15 protein-coding genes are annotated in these 17,236 nt (G+C 62.7%); 3 read left to right on the plus strand and 12 right to left on the minus strand.

Translation table 11 applies throughout. The features are described from left to right. The first annotated feature begins 206 nt into the window (after positions 1–206). Both GTW23_RS06595 and GTW23_RS06600 read left to right on the plus strand, forming a co-directional pair. Positions 207–2,081, plus strand: coding sequence for a L,D-transpeptidase family protein (locus tag GTW23_RS06595; protein WP_252915141.1), 1,875 nt, complete (start codon positions 207–209; stop codon positions 2,079–2,081). A gap of 223 nt (positions 2,082–2,304) precedes the next feature. Further along, positions 2,305–3,237, plus strand: a complete 933-nt coding sequence (locus tag GTW23_RS06600; RefSeq protein WP_252915142.1) for an L-lactate dehydrogenase — start codon at positions 2,305–2,307, stop codon at positions 3,235–3,237. Positions 3,238–3,246: 9 nt separating this feature from the next. On the opposite strand, the gene GTW23_RS06605 is transcribed toward GTW23_RS06600, so the two are convergent. The 10 genes from GTW23_RS06605 to GTW23_RS06650 all read right to left on the minus strand — a co-directional run bounded on the left by GTW23_RS06605 (position 3,247) and on the right by GTW23_RS06650 (position 14,375). After that, positions 3,247–4,194, minus strand: coding sequence for a 1-phosphofructokinase family hexose kinase (locus tag GTW23_RS06605; protein WP_252915143.1), 948 nt, complete (start codon positions 4,192–4,194; stop codon positions 3,247–3,249). A 59-nt stretch (positions 4,195–4,253) separates the two neighbouring features. Next, entirely contained in the window at positions 4,254–6,644 is a 2,391-nt protein-coding gene (gene ppsA, locus GTW23_RS06610) for a phosphoenolpyruvate synthase (RefSeq protein WP_252915144.1), read from the minus strand. A 143-nt stretch (positions 6,645–6,787) separates the two neighbouring features. After that, positions 6,788–7,711 (minus strand): HAD-IIA family hydrolase, encoded by a 924-nt coding sequence (locus GTW23_RS06615; protein ID WP_252915145.1) that lies wholly within the window; start codon positions 7,709–7,711, stop codon positions 6,788–6,790. Beyond that, a complete protein-coding gene (gene phnE / locus GTW23_RS06620) occupies positions 7,708–8,526 on the minus strand; it encodes a phosphonate ABC transporter, permease protein PhnE (protein WP_152008354.1) in 819 nt (272 codons plus the stop codon). The genes GTW23_RS06615 and phnE (GTW23_RS06620) overlap by 4 nt, the downstream gene beginning before the upstream one ends. Continuing rightward, on the minus strand, positions 8,526–9,341 hold the full coding sequence (phnE, locus tag GTW23_RS06625; RefSeq protein WP_152008355.1) for a phosphonate ABC transporter, permease protein PhnE: 816 nt from the start codon (positions 9,339–9,341) through the stop codon (positions 8,526–8,528). Before phnE (GTW23_RS06625) ends, phnE (GTW23_RS06620) begins: the two co-directional genes overlap by 1 nt. After that, entirely contained in the window at positions 9,338–10,138 is an 801-nt protein-coding gene (gene phnC / locus GTW23_RS06630; protein WP_152008356.1) for a phosphonate ABC transporter ATP-binding protein, read from the minus strand. The genes phnE (GTW23_RS06625) and phnC overlap by 4 nt, the downstream gene beginning before the upstream one ends. Positions 10,139–10,200: 62 nt before the next feature. Beyond that, on the minus strand, positions 10,201–11,178 hold the full coding sequence (phnD, locus tag GTW23_RS06635; protein WP_152008357.1) for a phosphate/phosphite/phosphonate ABC transporter substrate-binding protein: 978 nt from the start codon (positions 11,176–11,178) through the stop codon (positions 10,201–10,203). A 254-nt stretch (positions 11,179–11,432) separates the two neighbouring features. Then, positions 11,433–12,191: an ATP-binding cassette domain-containing protein gene (locus GTW23_RS06640; RefSeq protein ID WP_244615380.1), complete on the minus strand. Its 759-nt coding sequence runs from the start codon at positions 12,189–12,191 to the stop codon at positions 11,433–11,435. Positions 12,192–12,222: 31 nt separating this feature from the next. After that, positions 12,223–13,344, minus strand: coding sequence for an ABC transporter permease (locus GTW23_RS06645; RefSeq protein WP_152008359.1), 1,122 nt, complete (start codon positions 13,342–13,344; stop codon positions 12,223–12,225). 83 nt (positions 13,345–13,427) lie between these two features. Then, the gene (locus GTW23_RS06650) at positions 13,428–14,375 is read right to left on the minus strand and encodes a sugar ABC transporter substrate-binding protein (protein WP_210385830.1); all 948 of its coding nucleotides are present in this window, start codon (positions 14,373–14,375) and stop codon (positions 13,428–13,430) included. Between the two features lie 202 nt (positions 14,376–14,577). On the opposite strand from GTW23_RS06650, the gene GTW23_RS06655 reads away from it, so the two are divergent. Beyond that, on the plus strand, positions 14,578–15,576 hold the full coding sequence (locus tag GTW23_RS06655; protein WP_252915146.1) for a LacI family DNA-binding transcriptional regulator: 999 nt from the start codon (positions 14,578–14,580) through the stop codon (positions 15,574–15,576). Here GTW23_RS06655 and GTW23_RS06660 read toward each other — a convergent pair. Together GTW23_RS06660 and GTW23_RS06665 are read right to left on the minus strand one after the other, a co-directional pair. Beyond that, positions 15,560–16,177, minus strand: a complete 618-nt coding sequence (locus tag GTW23_RS06660; protein WP_252915147.1) for a DedA family protein — start codon at positions 16,175–16,177, stop codon at positions 15,560–15,562. The genes GTW23_RS06655 and GTW23_RS06660 overlap by 17 nt on opposite strands. A gap of 109 nt (positions 16,178–16,286) precedes the next feature. Beyond that, on the minus strand, positions 16,287–17,042 hold the full coding sequence (locus GTW23_RS06665) for a globin domain-containing protein (RefSeq protein WP_252915148.1): 756 nt from the start codon (positions 17,040–17,042) through the stop codon (positions 16,287–16,289). Positions 17,043–17,236 lie beyond the last annotated feature (194 nt).

The following is a 17,236-nucleotide window of genomic DNA, read 5'->3' on the forward strand; positions in this document are numbered from 1 at the left end:
CAAGGGCAAAGCCGGAACAGATGATCGCAACCGGAGGCATGTCCGGGCCGCTGATCGGTGCGCCGGTCCGGACAAGTTTTTTTGATGCGTTGATGTCAGCCTCCGTTCTTTCCATGGAAGGCGCGATTTGTTAGGGTCTTCGCTGACTGAGGACTGGGCATGAACGCGCGTGGCTGCTGGCTCGCGCACAACAATCTGGGTTGGGTATGAGCATCAAGATACGTGCAGGTGTGGCGCTGATCGCCATCGCGGTTTCATTTACTGGCGTGGTTGCGACAACACCTCCGGTACAGGCACAGGGGCTGCTCGATGCCTTGTTCAAGAGCCCGGCGCAGCGCAAGCGGGAGCAGGCGGCTCGCGAACAAGCGCGCCAGGATGCCGCTGCGGCGCGGCAGGTCAAACCGGTCCGGATCAGCGGGCCGAGCTATCGTACCTACAAGCCCGACACATTGGTCAAGGTCGATTTCGGCAAGATCGCCGACCCGGTGGTGACCGGTGCCATCGATGACATGGGGCTGGCACCGCTCGGGATCGATCCGTTCGAGGAAGGCCGTCCGGCTCTCGCAGACCTTTCTGTCAGCGCCCTGCCGGAAGCCGCTGAAGCGGTTGTCGAACATTATTCAACCCATCCCGCCTATATGTGGGTTGCGGGAACCGCGATCACTGACCGCGCCCGGGCGGTGATCGATGTGCTCAATGCCGCCGACGAGGTCGGTCTGTCGGCCGATGATTACAAGGTCGAGGTTCCGGCGGATGGCTTCGACGTGACCCAGGGCACCGAGCGTCAGAAGGAGCTGATGGCGTTTGAAATGAAGCTGTCTGTCGCGGTCGCCAGCTACATGCTTGACGCGACCCGCGGGCGGGTCGATCCCAACCGGATCTCCGGCTACCATGATTTCAAGCGCAAGGCGCCGGATCTCGTCAAGCAGCTTGAAGCGCTGTCCAAGGCTTCAGATCCCGACGAGGCGCTGCTGGCGCAGAATCCGCAAGGGGCGCATTTCGAGGCGCTTACGGCGGAGCTCAAGCGGCTTCAGGATCTCGATGAGGGCGCGCGCATCGAAATCGCGCCCGATGTGCTGCTCAAGCCGGGACAGTCCAATCCGGAGCTAGCCAATGTGATGGCGGCACTCCTGATGAAGGGCAGCGATGCGCTGAAGACCGACAATGCGCTGCTGTTTGCGAGCTATGCGGGCAAGCCCGAGTATGACGAGGAACTGGTTGCGCTGGTCAAGGCGTTCCAGAAGGAAGCCGGGCTTAAGCCCGACGGCGTTGTCGGCCCTGCAACGCGCCGTGCGATGGTCGGCATCACCAATGCCGACAAGATCGAGAAGGTGCGACTGGCCATGGAGCGGGCGCGCTGGCTGCCGGGCGTGCTGGCTTCGCGGCGGGTGTTCATCAACCAGCCGGCCTACACCGCGACCTATGTCGAGAATGGCAAGGCCGACCTGTCGATGCGGGTCGTTGTCGGCACAAAATCCAACCAGACCTATTTCTTCGACGACACGATCGAACTGGTCGAGTTCAATCCCTACTGGGGTGTTCCGCAGTCGATCATCTTCAACGAGATGGTGCCGAAGCTTCGGGCCGATCCGTCCTATCTCGACCGTCTCGGCTACGAGGTGACCGCCGGCGGCAAGCGTGTGTCATCGAGCAACATCAACTGGTCGACGGTCGGTCGCGGCAGCAATATCGGCGTGCGCCAGCCGCCGAGCGACGGCAACGCGCTGGGTGAACTGAAGATCCTGTTCCCCAACAGCCACGCCATCTACATGCATGACACGCCGTCGAAATCGCTGTTCCAGCGTGATACCCGTGCTTACAGCCATGGCTGCATCCGCCTGCAGGATCCTCGCGCCATGGCTGCCAAGGTGCTTGGCACCTCTGTCGACGCCATCGGTGGTCACATTGCCGGCGGGCAGAACAAGCAGGTGCAGCTGTCGACGCAGATTCCTGTCCACGTGGCCTATTTTACCGCGTGGCCTGATGATGCCGGCAAGGTCGAGTATTTCGCAGACGTCTATGCCCGCGACAGCTATCTGCGCAAGGCAATCGACGCCACGGAATCTGCTCGCGGATCCTGAAACCGGGCGCCCGCGCTTTCAGGCAGGGCTGCCCAGCGTTGACCCGCATGCGGGCTCGAAGCTGCGGCCACCCGCTGGTTCGCGGCTGTGCCTTTGCGGTGGCTGCCGCCATGTATTGCAGAAAACCGATTTGACCCGTGTCACATTGCGGGGGGATCGGATTTGCTAGGAAGGTCGTCAGGCGCAAGGATGTGCGCGGGACAAGCTTCGGAGCAAAGAGCAGATGAAGATCGGAATCGTTGGAACCGGGATGGTGGGCAGCGCCGCGGGCTATGCCATGGCGCTGATGGGTGTCGGCACACAGATCGTGCTGGTGGATGCCGATGCGGCTCTCGCCCGCGCACAGGCTCAGGACATCGCCCACGCCGTGCCGTTTGCCACCACTGTTGCCATCCGCGCCGGTGACTATGCGGACCTTGGTGATGCCGCCGTGGTGATCATTGCTGCCGGTGTCAGCCAGAAGCCCGGAGAAGACCGGCTGGCGCTGCTCGAACGCAATGTCGAGGTGTTCCGCAGCGTGATCGGCGGCGTCATGGAAGCGGCGCCGGATGCGATCCTGCTGATCGCCACCAATCCGGTGGATGTCATGACATTTGCCGCCCGGCAGATCTCGGGTCTGCCGCCCGAGCGGGTGATCGGATCGGGCACCATTCTCGACACGGCGCGGCTGAGGAGCCTGCTGGGCGATCATCTCGGTATTGCGCCCAATTCCGTGCATGCCTATGTGCTGGGCGAGCATGGCGACAGCGAGTTGGCGGTCTGGTCGAGCGCCATGGCCGGCAGCGTCCCGATCGTTTCCTTTGCCGAACAGATCGGCCGCCCACTTGATCAGGCCACCCGGACCCGCATCGCCGAAGAGGTGCGTGGCGCTGCCTACACCATCATCAAGGGCAAGGGCGCGACCTGGTATGGCATCGGCGCCGGGCTTGCTCGCATTGTCCAGTCGATCACCGATGATGAGCGCACGGTGCTGAGCGTCTCCCAGGTCAACGTGGACATCGAGGGCGTCAGGGATGTGCCGCTGTCGCTGCCGCGTATCGTTGGCCGCGAAGGCATCATCGCCACGCTGATGCCGGATCTGGACGAGACCGAACGCGCGGCGCTCAAGCGCAGCGCCGAGGTGATCTCGGCGTTTTCGTCCAGACTCAGCCTTTAGATTTCGTGCTCAGATTTCCTCGGTCACCACCTGGCCCAGTATCTCGTCAGCGGTTGCCTTCGAGCACAGTTCGGTGGCCGGTGTCAGCACGGCCGACCCGGCGGCGGCAACGCCGTGGCGGACGGCGTCCCTGAGGCTCATGCCTTGCGACAGCTCGAGCGCGATGGCCGCGACCATGCTGTCGCCGGCGCCGATGGCGCTGAGTGTTTCGAGCTTCGGCGGGCGGCAGAAGAACCGTTCGGTGGCTGACACGCCGACGGTGCCGGTGGCGCCCATCGACATCACCAGTTGCTCCGCCACGCCGCCACGCACCAGTTCGAGCCCGTAATCGGCCAGTTCGGCGGGTGAGGTGAATGTGCGGCCTGAAACCTCGGTGGCTTCCGCTCCATCCATCCGGAGCAAGGCAAAGGGCGGGCCGGGGTTGGCGGCAGCGGCGACAAGGGCTGCACCCGAGGTGTCGAGGATCAGCCGCGATCCGCGTTCAACCGCCAGCTTGTTGACGGTTGAGGCGATGTCGGCGGGAACCCCCGGCGGCAGGCTGCCGGACATCACAACGATGCGGCCCCGGGTCAGGTGTGACCGCAAATGCTCGAGCATTGCCGCGGTCTGTTTCGGCCGCCAGTCCGGGCCGGGCAGCTGAAAGCGATATTGCTGCCTGGTCGAGGTCTCGATGACGGCGAGCGACTGGCGGGTGTTGCCCTCGATCTCGAACTGCGCAACCTCGAAATCCTCGGCGTCGAGCAGCGCATGGAACATCGCCCCGGTCTGGCCGCCGAGCGCCACGAAGGCGGTGGACACGCCGCCGAGCCGGGAGATGGCGCGGCTGACATTCACGCCGCCGCCGCCGGGATCGTAAGTCGCAGGTTCGCAGCGCAGTTTCGGCCCGGGCGTCACCGTGCCGACCGAGGTCGACACGTCATAGGCAGGGTTGAGCGTGATGGTCAGGATGTCAGACATGGCGCGAACCATCACACAGAGGGCAGGGCGGTTTCAATCTCGTCGGACGAGGAGGGCGATCAATTCCCGGCTTTTTCCGCCTCAGCGACGTTGGTCTTGACCGCCACGAAACTGTCGGGCGTCACCGAGATGGTATCGATGCCGGCCTTGACAAGGATCTTGGCGAAGGCCGGGTTGTTGGACGGCGCCTGGCCGCAGAGCCCGACTTTCGCTCCCGCCTCGTGGGCGCGGGCGACAAGCGTCTCGATCATCCAGATCACCGCCGGGTCAGATTCGCTGAACAGGTTCGCCAGTTCGCCCGAATCGCGGTCGACGCCAAGCGTCAGCTGGGTCAAATCATTCGAGCCGATGGAGAAGCCGTCGAAGCGGTCGGCGAATTCGGCGGCGCGGATGACATTGGACGGGATCTCGCCCATGACATAGACCTGCAGCCCGTTCTCGCCGCGCTTGAGGCCATTGTCGGCCATCACTGCGAGCACCTTGTCGGCCTCATCTGGCGAGCGGCAGAACGGGATCATGACGACCACATTGTCAAAGCCCATCTCCTCGCGCAGCATCTTGATCGCCCTGCATTCGAGCGCGAAGCCGTCGCGGTAGGCGTCGGAATAGTAGCGCGAGGCCCCCCTGAACCCGATCATCGGGTTTTCCTCGTTGGGCTCGAATGGGCGTCCGCCGAGCAGTTCGGCATATTCATTGGTCTTGAAATCGCTCATCCGCACGATCACCGGCTTCGGGTAGGCGACGGCTGCAATGCGCGAGAGGCCGCGCGCCAGGGTCTCGACGAAGTAGTCGCCCTTGTTCTCGTAGCGGCGGGTGAGCTTGGCGATCTCCGCCTTGGCCTCTTCGTCCTTGAGCGTATCGAAATGCACCAGCGCCATCGGGTGCACCTGGACGGCGGAATTGACGACGAATTCCATCCGCGCCAGACCGACGCCGTCGGCCGGAAGCCGCCACCAGCGGAAGGCAGCCGATGGATCGGCAAGATTGAGCATGATCTTCGTCCTGGTCTCCGGCACATTGTCGAGGCGCACGTCCTCGACCTCGTATTCGGCGATGCCCTCGTAGACTGCGCCTTCCTCGCCGCCGGCGCAGGAGATGGTGACTTCCTGCTGGTCATGCAGGATATGGGTTGCGTTGCCTGTGCCGACGATGGCCGGGAGCCCGAGTTCGCGGCTGACGATGGCCGCGTGCGAGGTGCGGCCGCCGTGATCGGTGACGATGGCCGTCGCGCGCTTCATGATCGGCACCCAGTCGGGGTCGGTGGTCGAGGTCACCAGGATCGCGCCGTCGACGAACTTGTCGATGTCTTTGACGTTTTCGATCAGACAGACGCGACCGGCCTTGACCGCGGCGCCGACGCTGAGCCCGGTCAGCAGGGTCTTGCCGGTCTTCTTGATGGTGTAGTTTTTCAGGGCTGTGACATCGGCGCGCGACTGCACCGTCTCGGGCCGGGCCTGGACGATGTAGAGCCTGCCGGTCTCGCCGTCCTTGGCCCACTCCATGTCCATCGGCTGGCCGTAATGCTTCTCGATGGTCGCAGCCTGGCGGGCCAGATTGAGGATTTCCTCGTCGGAGAGCACATAGGCCTGGCGTTCGGCCTTCGACGTCGGCACGTTCTTGGTCTCGCCGCCCGCTGCACCCGCGTAGATCATCTTGATCTCCTTGGCGCCGCAGGTCTTCTCGACAATCGGCTTCAGGCCCGGCGTTTCAAGCAAGGGCTTGAAGACTTCGTATTCGTCGGGCGTGACAGCACCCTGGACGACGTTCTCGCCCAGGCCCCAGGCAGCGTTGATCAGAACCACCTTGTCGAAGCCGGATTCGGTGTCGATGGAGAACATCACGCCGGAACCGCCGATGTCGGAGCGCACCATGAGCTGGACGCCGATCGACAGCGCCACCTGGTTGTGGTCGAAGCCCTTGAGCTTGCGGTAGGTGATCGCCCGGTCGGTAAACAGCGAGGCGTAGCAGCGCCGGCATGTCGACAACAGCGCGGCTTCGCCGCGCACATTGAGATAGGTTTCCTGCTGGCCGGCGAAACTCGCGTCCGGCAAGTCCTCGGCGGTGGCGGACGAGCGCACCGCGACGGAGAGGTCTGTGTTGCCGGTGCGTTCGGACAGTTCCCGGTAGGCCGACAGGATCGCCTCGCGGATGTCGTCCGGCCAGTCGCCGGCAACGATTGCGGCGCGCACAGCCTTGCCGGTTTCGGCCAGTGTGCGCTTGCCCGAATCGAGCATCTCCATCGCCTCGGCGATCACCTCATTGAGATTGTTGGCCTTGATGAAGGCGCGGAAGGCATCAGACGTGGTGGCGAAGCCGGGCGGAACGTCGATACCCTTCTCGCCCAGTTGCTGCACCATTTCGCCCAGTGACGAGTTCTTGCCGCCCACCAGACCGACATCGCCGCGCGACAGATCTTCAAACCAGATGACATTCTTGTTGGCTGCGGACATGAGGCTCTCCCGGAGGCTGATTGAAACAGTCAGAACGAGAGGCAACTATAGGTGCAGGATTTTGCCCCGCCTTGATGTGCGTCAAGACAGGATGCAAAACGATTGAAATCGGACCATGACGGCGGCGGAAGCCGGCCGGAGCATCAGGGCCGGTCGAGAATGAAATCCGGAATGATGCCTGATTCCGCGATCGCCGCGGCGGGATCCTCGCCGTCGAAAAATCCGTAGCCCGCGATCAGCGCGGTGCGGAAGCCCGCTGCGTTGCCGCCGAGAATGTCGGTGTGCAGCGTGTCGCCGACCATCAGCACCCGCTCGTCGGGGACACCGGGACGGATGCGTTCGCGGGTCATGTCGAAGATCGCCGGAAACGGCTTGCCGAAGAACACCGGCTCGATGCCGGTGGCGTTGGCGAGGCGGTGGGCGTAATGGCCCGGTTCGCGCGACAGGCCGTTCTCCACGGGTGCGACCAGATCGGGATTGCCGACCAGCACCTGGCGCGGGCTGTCTTTCAACGCCTGTTCGAGCAGCGCCTGGCGGGGCTCGCTCCAGGCCGATGCGCCGAACATGAGGAAGCCTTCGGCGCCGGCATAGGCGGCCGCGTCATCCTCGAGAAAATCTGCGCCGTCCGGAAGTTCCTCGCGGCCGAATTTCGGCTGCGCCGCCATGCCCCATTTCAGCTCCGGGTGGGTTTCAAGCCCCCGGAGCAGGGCCATGCGGCTCGAGACCACGTCCTCGGTGGCGAAGCTGTAGCCCAGACGCTCGTAGCGGGCATGAAGCACGGAAGAGGGGTAGCCTGCGGCATTGGTGACGACCATCACCTGCTTGCCGCGTGCGCGCAGTCCGTTGACGCGGTCGACGACGCCGGGAATGGCGGTCTCGCCGATGTTGAGCACGCCGAAGGCGTCGAGCAGGAACACATCGAACCGGTCGGCGATCGCGTCGAGGTCGTCGGCGCGCACGAACTCGGCCTGCCGGCGCACTGCCGGCAGGCGGTGGCGCACGGATTCATACTCCCGGAAGGCCCACGCGGCGCCCTGGTCGCTGATGACCTCTGATCCTGTACTCAAATGATGGCTCCACGCACCTTGGCCGAGACCCATTCGCCTATCACGACGGCTGCCAGAATGACAATCAGGATCAGCGTCACCTGCGGCCAGGCCAGCGTGTTGAGCGAGGACTGCAACTGCAGGCCGATGCCGCCGGCGCCGACGAGGCCGAGAACGGTGGATTCGCGGATATTGATGTCCCAGCGGAAGACGCTGATGCCGGCAAATGCAGGCATGATCTGCGGCACGATGCCATAGGCCATCACCTGCCAGCGGCTGGCGCCGGTGGCGGTGATCGCCTCGACCTGGGTGGGGTCGATCTCCTCGATCGCCTCGTAGAGCAGCTTGGCGCAGAATCCGATCGAGCGGAAGGCGATGGCGAGAAGCCCGGCGAAGACGCCGGGGCCGATGACGGCGACCAGCAGCAGCGCCCAGATCAGCGAGTTGATCGAGCGCGTGGCAACGATGATGAACAGTGCGATCGGCCGGATGAACGTGGCGCTCGGCGTGGTGTTGCGGGCTGCCAGAAAGGCCACCGGCACCGCCATCACCAAGGCGAGCAGGGTGCCCAGCGTCGCCATGTTGAGCGTGTCCCAGAGCGGGCCCCAGAGCTTGTCCATGTACGACCAGCGCGGCGGCCAGGCGCGACCGCCGATGTCGGCGGCAATGCGCGGGGCATCCCAGACGAAGAACCATGTGGTGGCATCTGATATGCGCTGCCAGCACCACATGAAGACGGCCACGCCTGCGAGGTAGGCGGCCCAGCGCGCAAGCGTCTGGTTGCGGTTGCGCAATTGCCAGATTTTCGCGCCGCTCGCGTTTTGTGAAACCGGCATTACTGCACCTTTGCCCTGATGATGCCGGAGAGGTATTCCAGCACCATGACGGTGACGATGATGATCAGCAGGATCGCTGCCGCCGTGTCGAACTCGTAGCGGTCGAAGGCGGTGTTGAGCGTGGCGCCGATGCCGCCGGCGCCGACCAGCCCGAGAACCGCGGATTCGCGGAAATTGATGTCGAGGCGGTACATCGACAGGCCGATCAGCCGGGGCATCACCTGCGGCTGGACCCCGTAATTGATCCATTGCATCCATGTCGAGCCGGTGGCGCGGATGGCTTCCGCCTGTACCTTGTCCATCTCCTCGATGTCCTCGGCCAGGAGCTTGGCGAGGAAGCCGATCGTGGCAAACGACAGGGTGAGGAAGCCCGCGAGCGGGCCGAAACCGAAGATCGCCACCAGCAGGATGGCGACGATGATCTCGTTGAGTGCCCGCGACAGTGCAACAATGCCGCGGCAGATCAGATAGACCGGCAATGGCGCGATGTTTCGCGCGGCCCCAAGCCCGATCGGAATCGAGATCAGGATGCCGACCACGGTCGAAGCAACAGTGATGATAACACTTTCAAGTATGCCGTCGCGGATATCGGTGCCGCGCGAGACGAAATCGGGATTGAAGAACGAGGCGATGAAGGCCCAGCCGCGGCTCAGGCCCTCGGCGACGCGGGACCAGTTGACGTCGATCGAGGCAGTGGCCAGCACGAGATAGACCGCGGCTGCGATGAAAAGACCCCAGCGCAGCGTCGGATTGGAGATCAGCGGCGGCTTCTTCCAGGTGGTGCCGAGCCTGTCTTCAAGCAGGACCGCGCTCATGCAACGGGTTCCTCAGCTTCCGCATCTTCATCGTCGACTTCGCGTATGGTCGCGTGCCAGTCCTCTTCGCCGTAGATGTTGGTCAGCACGTCCTCGGTCATTTCGACCGGCTTGCCGTCAAAGGCGAGTTCACCCGCCTTGAGGCCGACGATGCGCTCGACGAACATCTGCGCCAAAGCCACGTCGTGGATGTTGATGACGGCGGCGAGATCGCGTTCGGCGCAGAGTTCGCAGATCAGGCGCATGATCTGGCGCGAGGTCTTCGGATCGAGCGAGGCAGTCGGCTCATCGACCAGCAGCAGACGCGGATTCTGGATGAGCGCGCGGGCGATGCCGACGCGCTGGCGCTGGCCGCCGGACAGTTCGTCGGCACGCTTGTCGGCCATGGCCAGCAGGCCGACCCGGTCGAGCAGGCGAAACGCCTCGTCGACATCGGCTTGCGGATATTTGCGGAAATAGGAGCGCCAGAAACCGACATAGCCGAGGCGTCCTGAGAGTACGTTCTCCATCACGGTGAGGCGCTCGACGAGGGCGTATTGCTGGAAAATCATGCCCATCTTGCGCCGCATCTTGCGCAGTGCCCCGGAACCGAGAGCGGTGACATCGGTGCCGTCGAGGATGACGCTGCCTGATGTCGGCTCAACCAGCCGGTTGATGCAGCGGATCAGCGTCGACTTGCCGGCGCCGGATGGACCGATCAGCGCCATGACCTGGCCTTTCGGCACGGTCAGCGTGACGTTCTGGAGTGCCTTGTCGCCGGTGCGATAGGTCTTGGACAGGTTCTTGAGTTCGAGCATGGGGCCCCGTCATGAAACAGAACGGCGCCGCGCGAAAACGCGCGGCGCCAGAGGGAAGGGGATTACCCGCAGGTGTATTCAACACCATTGGCCGCATCGATCTTGCGAACGACTTCCCAGAAATCCTTGTAGTTCATTTCGAGGAACTGGCCTTCGTTGGACTTCTCGAACTCCTTCTTCAGCGAGGATCCTTCCCAAGGGAAGGTGAAGAAGGCTTCCTTGATCTTTTCCTGAAGCTCGGGCTTGAGGTTGTAGACAACGCCGAAGCCCGTCGTCGGGAAGGTCTGCGACTTGTAGATCGACTTGACCTGATCGGCGGTGATCACCTCACGCTCGATCATCCGGCTCATCACCGAGTTGGCGATGGCAGCAGCCGGATAATCCTTGTTGGCGACGCCGAGGATCGAGTTGTCGTGCTTGCCGGAGAAGGCAGGCTCGAAATCGGTGCCGGCGACCATGCCGTACTCGGCTTTCAGCAGTGCCGACGGCGCCTTGAAGCCGGAGTTCGAGGTCTCCGAGGTGAAGGCCATGGTCTTGCCCTTGATGTCCTCGACCTTTTCCACGCCGGAACCCGGATAGGTGATGATCTCCATCTCGTAGCCGAAGCCGCCATCTTCCGAGGCCATGATGGTGAAGGGGCGGAAGCCGGCGCAGTTGACCGCAAGCGGGTTGGAGCCGGTGTTGAAGCCTGCGATGTGCAGGCGGCCCGAGCGCATGGCTTCGATCTGGGCGGCGTTCGACTGGACAGGGAAGAACACCGACTTCTTGCCCGTGATCTTGTCGAGGTGGGTCAGGAAGTCGGACCAGGCTTCCTTGTAGACGGCAGGATCCTCCACCGGCGTGTAGGCGAAAATCAGAGTGTCCGGATCGATGAGCTCGGCCGCATCGGTCGGAATGTCGGCGATCATGTCGCCGTCAACGTCGCAATAGCGTTCATCGAGCGTTCCGCGCTCGCAATCGGCAGCGGATGCGGCCAGCGGCGCCGCGATTGTCAGGGCAACACCGGCGATGGTGCTCAAAAGCAGTGATTTCAAGGTCATGATCTTCCTCCCAAATGGCATTTCGTTTCTCCCGCGCTGACTATTCTGGGTCAGCGGCGAAATGGCAAGCGATTATGACAGGTCATCTGTTTGAATTAACAGGACTGAAGCTGATCGCGTTTCGCGAATACGAGCCAAAACGTGACAGTTTTGCGACAGAAAATCGAAGAAAACGAAACAAAAACGGACCTGTAACGAAAAGGCGCGGCCTGCCGCCGCGCCGTCCTGTTCCTGTGGAAAGTCAGAGCGTGACGTCAGACGGTGCCGCCAAGCGAGCTCTCCAGCGCCACCATTTCCTGGCCGCCCGCCATCAGGTCCTGCAACTCGTCGGGGGTGATCTGCCCGCGCTGGGCGGTTCCCAGCGTCTTGCCGCGGTTGAGCACGGTGAAGCGGTCGCCAACGGCCAGCGCATGACGGACATTGTGTGTGATGAACACCACGGCAATGCCGTCCTTGCGCACCTTGTCGATGGTGGCGAGCACGTTTGCGGTCTGGCGCACGCCGAGCGCCGAGGTCGGTTCGTCGAGGATCAGCACCTTGGCGCCGAAATGCACGGCCCTTGCAATCGCCACGGTCTGGCGTTCGCCGCCTGACAGCGTGCCCACCGCCTGGTCCGGCCCGCGCAGGTTGATGCCCATCTTGCGCATTTCCTGCATGGTGATCTCGTTGGCATAGGCATGGTCGAACAGCTTGAAAGGGCCGAATTTCTTTTCGGGTTCGTTGCCCATGAAGAAATTGCGGCTCACCGACATCAGCGGGATCATGGCCAGATCCTGATAGACCGTGGCGATTCCTGCCGAGATCGCGTCGCGCGGGTCTTCGAAATGCATCGGCTTGCCTTCGAACAGGATCTCGCCGCGGGTCGGCTTGTGGACCCCGGACATGGTCTTGATGAAGGTTGACTTGCCGGCGCCGTTGTCGCCGAGCAGACAATGGCATTCGCCTGGATAGATCTCCAGCGAGACGCCGTTCAATGCGATCACAGAGCCGAAATGCTTCTCGATGTTCTTCATTTCAATCAGGGGAGCGTGTTCCGGGTTCATCTCATCTCTCCCCCGTGATCATGCGTCTTATATAGGTGTTGAGCACCACGGCGAACAGCAGGATGACGCCGAGGAACACCCGGAACAGCGAGCTTTCGACATTGGCAAAGAACAGGCCCTGCTGGACCACGCCGAAGATCAGGGCGCCCAGGGCCGCACCGATGACCGAGCCGTAGCCGCCGGTCAGCAGCGCGCCGCCGATGACGACGGCGATGATCGCCTCGAATTCCTTAAGCAGGCCGCGATCGGCGCCGGCGGAGCCGAACTCCATCACCTGGCAGGTGGCGAAAACGCAGGCGCAGAAGGCAGTGAACATGAACATCAGGATCTTCACGCGGTTGACGGGAACGCCGACATAGCGCGCAGCCTGGGCGTCGCCGCCAGAGGCAAAGATCCAGTTGCCGAATTTGGTTCGGGTGAGCAGGAAGTGTCCGAAAACCACCAGCATGAGCGCCCAGACAATCAGCATCGGAATGCCGTCGACGACCGGCTCACCTGCGCGGTTGCCGCGCTCGAACACCGCAATGATCCCTGCGTCACCGAGCCAGGTGAACAGTCCTGTGAGGATCTTGCCGCCAAAGAGAGCGGCCAGCCAGTCACCTTCGGCCGCCTTGTCGATGCCGCCGATGATGGTCTTGCGCTCGATCAACTGCGGCAAATAGATCGTGAAGCCGCGCAGGATGAACAGGAACGCCAGCGTGACGATGAAGCTCGGCAGGCCGGTGCGCACGACGATGATGCCGTTGAGCGCGCCGATGGCAATACACAAGGCAAACGTGATCAGGATCGCCTGCCAGACCGGCCAGCCCAGTGTGATCGTGAAGATCGCGATCATCATCCCGGCAAAGCCAATCATCGAACCGACCGAGAGGTCGAATTCGCCGGCGATCATCAGCAGGCAGGCGCCCACGGCGATGATCATGAACTGGGCGGAGACGACGGACCAGTTGAGAACCCCTTGCGAGGAGAACATGCCGCTGTCTCCGGCAAAGATTGCGAAAAGCACGAACACGATCACCGTGCCGCAGATGCCGCCCAGTTCAGGCCGGATCAGGGCTTTGCGCAGGGCCGATGTCTGCTTGATGCGTTCGTCGCTTGCGGGTGCGTCAGCCGTATCGGACATGAGGCCTCACAGACGTTGATTTGAATGGGAAACTGCAAGAAATGGCAGCGGCGCACAGGGGCGCCACTGCCGGGGAGGAACCATTAGCGGTATTCGCCCGCGTATTTCTCAACCATTTCAAGTCCGTCGGCGGTGACGAAGCCGGGGCCGGAATTGATGTTGTTGCCCGGCAGCACGCCGTACCGGTGGTAGTTGGTCAGCACCACCACAGGCAGATAGGCCTGCAGGAACGGCTGCTGGTCGATGCCCCAGTTGATGGTTCCGGCCTTGATGCCTTCGACGATGTTGGCGCCGAGGTCGAAGGTACCGAAGTAGATCTGACCGGCCATGCCGTTTTCCTCAAGCGCCAGCAGCGTCGGGTCGGCGCTTGTCGGGCCAAGCGTCAGAACGGCGTCGGTGTCCGGGTTGGAATTGAGGTAGGCCAGCACGCGGTTCTTGATTTCAGCCGGATCCTGACCGGAATCGATCATCTGGTTGCCCAGTTCCACGCCGAGCCCGTCGGCAAAGCCCTGGCAGCGCTCGGTCGAGGACGGCGAGGAGATGTAGTGGTTGACGCACAGGAAAGAGCCGACGCCGTCGCCCTTGGCGCGCAGGCCGGCTGCATGGCCGGCGTCATATTCGGGCTGACCGACATACATCAGCGCGCCGACTTCGCGGGCCTGGTCCGGGGTGCCGGAGTTCATGATGATGACATCGACACCGGAATCGACAGCTGCCTTGATCGGACCGGACAGCACGTCGTAATCGGCCAGGGTGGTGATGATGCCGTTGGGGCTGGAAGCCGCTGCCTGTTCGATGATGCGGGCCATGTCGGCGAGGTCGCCGGTGGGCGGATTGCGGTACTCGACTTCCACATTCATCTGCTTGCCGGCCAACGCGATGCCGTTCTTGATGGTGTTCCACCAGCTGTCGCTGTCGGGGGCGTGGCTGACGAGCACGTAGCGCTCGCCTTCGGCGGACGCCGTGGCGGCGCTCAGCACCGGTGCTGCGAACACCGCAACGGCCAATGCGAGCTTCTTGGTCAATGACATCATGATCTCCTCCCAGAGTTTTCGTCGAATGAATGGAAAGTCCGGCCTCCCGCCGTCTCTCGATGATCAGGAAACCACGAATCAACCCATTTTGCAACCGGTTGCAAAATGGAAACCGAAATTCTTGCTTTCGCGAGGCATTCTGGGCAGTAATGAGGGAAGGTCCGACCGTGTGCGGGCCGCAGAATGGAGACGCTGCTCAATGCCGCCAACGCTGAAGGATGTCGCCGAAAGGGCAGGGGTGTCGCGTGCGGCGGTCTCGCGCACCTTCACCGATGGCGCATCGGTTTCGCTGAAAATGCGCAAGAAGGTCGAGAAGGCCGCCACTGAACTCGGTTACAGTCCCAACGCGCTGGCCTCGAGCCTGACCACCGGTCGGACCAAGCTGATCGGCCTGGTCTCGAACAATTTTCACAACCCGATCTTTCTCGAGGTGTTTGATCTGTTCACCCGCGGCCTGCAGGAACGAGGCTTGCGACCGCTCCTGGTCAATTTGTCGGATGAAACCGATCCCGCCAACTCGATCCGGATGCTCAGGCAGTATTCGGTCGACGGCGTGGTGGTGGCCTCATCGACGCTGCCGCCGGGGTTCGCCAAGGCGTTCCGCGATGCCGGCGTGCCGGTGGTGCACAGTTTCGGCCGCTATGCCAGCTCGCCGGAAGTGCATGTGGTCGGCATCGACAACGCCGAATGCGGGCGGATGGCGGCGCGCGAACTGGTCCGGCGCGGCTACCGCGACGTGGCCTTTCTCGGCGGGCCGGAATCCGCAACCTCGACCCAGGACCGGTTTCGCGGTTTCATGGAAGAGCTCGCGCAGCACTCCGGCATTTCGCTTCGGCACTCCTTCGCGCAAGCCTATTCGTTCAACGCCGGCCGGGCGGAGATGCTTGCGCGCCTGAAGGACACGCCGGCACAAGCCTATTTCTGCGGCGATGACGTTCTTTCTATCGGCGCGCTCAGCGCCATATCAGACAGCGGGCTGAAGGTGCCCGGCGACATCGGCATCATCGGGCTCAACGACATGGAGATGGCGGGCTGGGAGAACATCAACCTGACCACCATCCGCCAGCCGATCAGCCAGATCATCGATTCCTCGATCGAACTGATTGTCTCGATGCTGGAAAATCCCGAGCGCTACCCGGAAGCCCGGCTGTTTCCGTGCAAGGTGATCGAGCGCGGCACGCTCAGGCCGGTCGATTGATGTCAGCTGCCGGCGGGTGTGCCGGTGCGGGGTGGGACGGCGCCATCCGGGACGCGCGCCACCACAGCCATCCGGTCAACCCGGCGAAGGCCAGCAGCAGCAGCACACTGGCTGCCGCCCAGTTCGATGCCACCGCCTGTTCTAGCGTCTTGCCGAAGACAAAACCGGCACCGACCAGAAGCCCGGTCCAAAGAGCTGCCGATGCGGCGTTGAGCGCGGTGAAGCTCTGCCAGCGCATCGTGGTCAGTCCCACGGGCAGGGCGCCGATGGTGCGCATGCCTTTCGGATAGCGATAGAGAAACAGATAGATCAGGCCATAGCGGTCAAGCAGGTCTGTTCCCCGGGCGATCAGCCGCGCGATCCTGGGGCGTCCGGTGGAAAGCCTGTGGCCGTAGCGCCGGGCAAGCGAGAAGCGGGCTTCATCGCCCAGATAGCCGCCGGCAAAGGTCGCCGCGGCAAGGGTTGCCACATCGAGAGCTCCGGTTTGCGCGGCATAACCGGCAAACAGCGGCAGGGAGCCGCTCTTGAGCGCGCAATAGGCAAACAGCAGCAGGTAGACCGCCGTACCGTAGTCGCGCACCAGCGCCAGGATGGTTTCCATGAGTGCAGTCTTTCTCCGGGCGAACGTGTTGCCGTGACCGGGAATTAGGGCACGGCCTCAAGGGGACAAGCATGATCGGGTGGAAACGCTCGGCTCGCCCTATGACAGGTCACAGCATCATTGCCTTTTCGACAAGATCCCGCTTGCCCGGATAGGGTTCTGTATCGACACCATTTTCCTCGAGTGCTGTACGGAGTTCGTCTTCGCTCAGAGCCTCGATCGCCTCGCTGGTCATCTTCATGAAGTTGATCTTGCGCTTGACCGGCGGGTTGAGGTCTCCGAACACGCTGGTGTTGGCAAAAGCGAACTCCTCGGCATATTTGCCCATGAAATGATCGAGAAAGGTGTTGAGCGCCGGCCTCACTCTCGGATCGTCGGTCATGTGGGCCTGGCAGTCCTCAAGCGTGTTGACCATCAGCGCGGTCCAGCGCGCCGCGCCCTTGTCGTTCATCAGCTGGATGGCATTGTGGGTGTGATGGAAGCTCAGCCTGAAGTCGGCGCCGTGATAATACGGGCCGCCGCCCATCACGTCGACCCACATCGAGGCTTGGGTGTTGATGTGGTGGTTTACCCCACCGACGCGGGCAAAGACGGAGACAAACCAGTCCTCGTCGGCAAAGACCCGGGTGTAGAAATTCTCGACGATGCGGACGATCCTGTCCGGTCCGAGCACGGAGAAGAGCTGCCAGAACTGGATCGGCTTCGAGAGATCGTCGGGGGCTTCGAGCGAGAGGATCTGCGCCATGCGGTGTGAATCCTCGGGAAGCAGCCCGCGGGCGATGGCAGACGTTATGTAGTCACGCTGGATCTTCTCGGTCATGTAGCCATGTCTTGTGGGAAATGCCGGATAGCTGTATCGGCTCACGCGCTGCGTCCTCGTGCTGCCTTGATTTTCGGTTCAGTTTCCGGGTCTATCTAGGCGGCGCGCCGGGTCAATACAATTCGGTCTTGACGGTCTGTTCCAGGACAATTGGCCGGGGATGGCTTTTTTGCTTGCCCTTCCATCTGCTGGAGGGTTTAGGCCGGGAGCGGCGAATTTTAAGGCAAGGGCGGAATTCC

Origin of the sequence: Parahoeflea alexandrii, assembly GCF_024105735.1 — a bacterium.
Taxonomy (GTDB): domain Bacteria; phylum Pseudomonadota; class Alphaproteobacteria; order Rhizobiales; family Rhizobiaceae; genus Hoeflea; species Hoeflea alexandrii.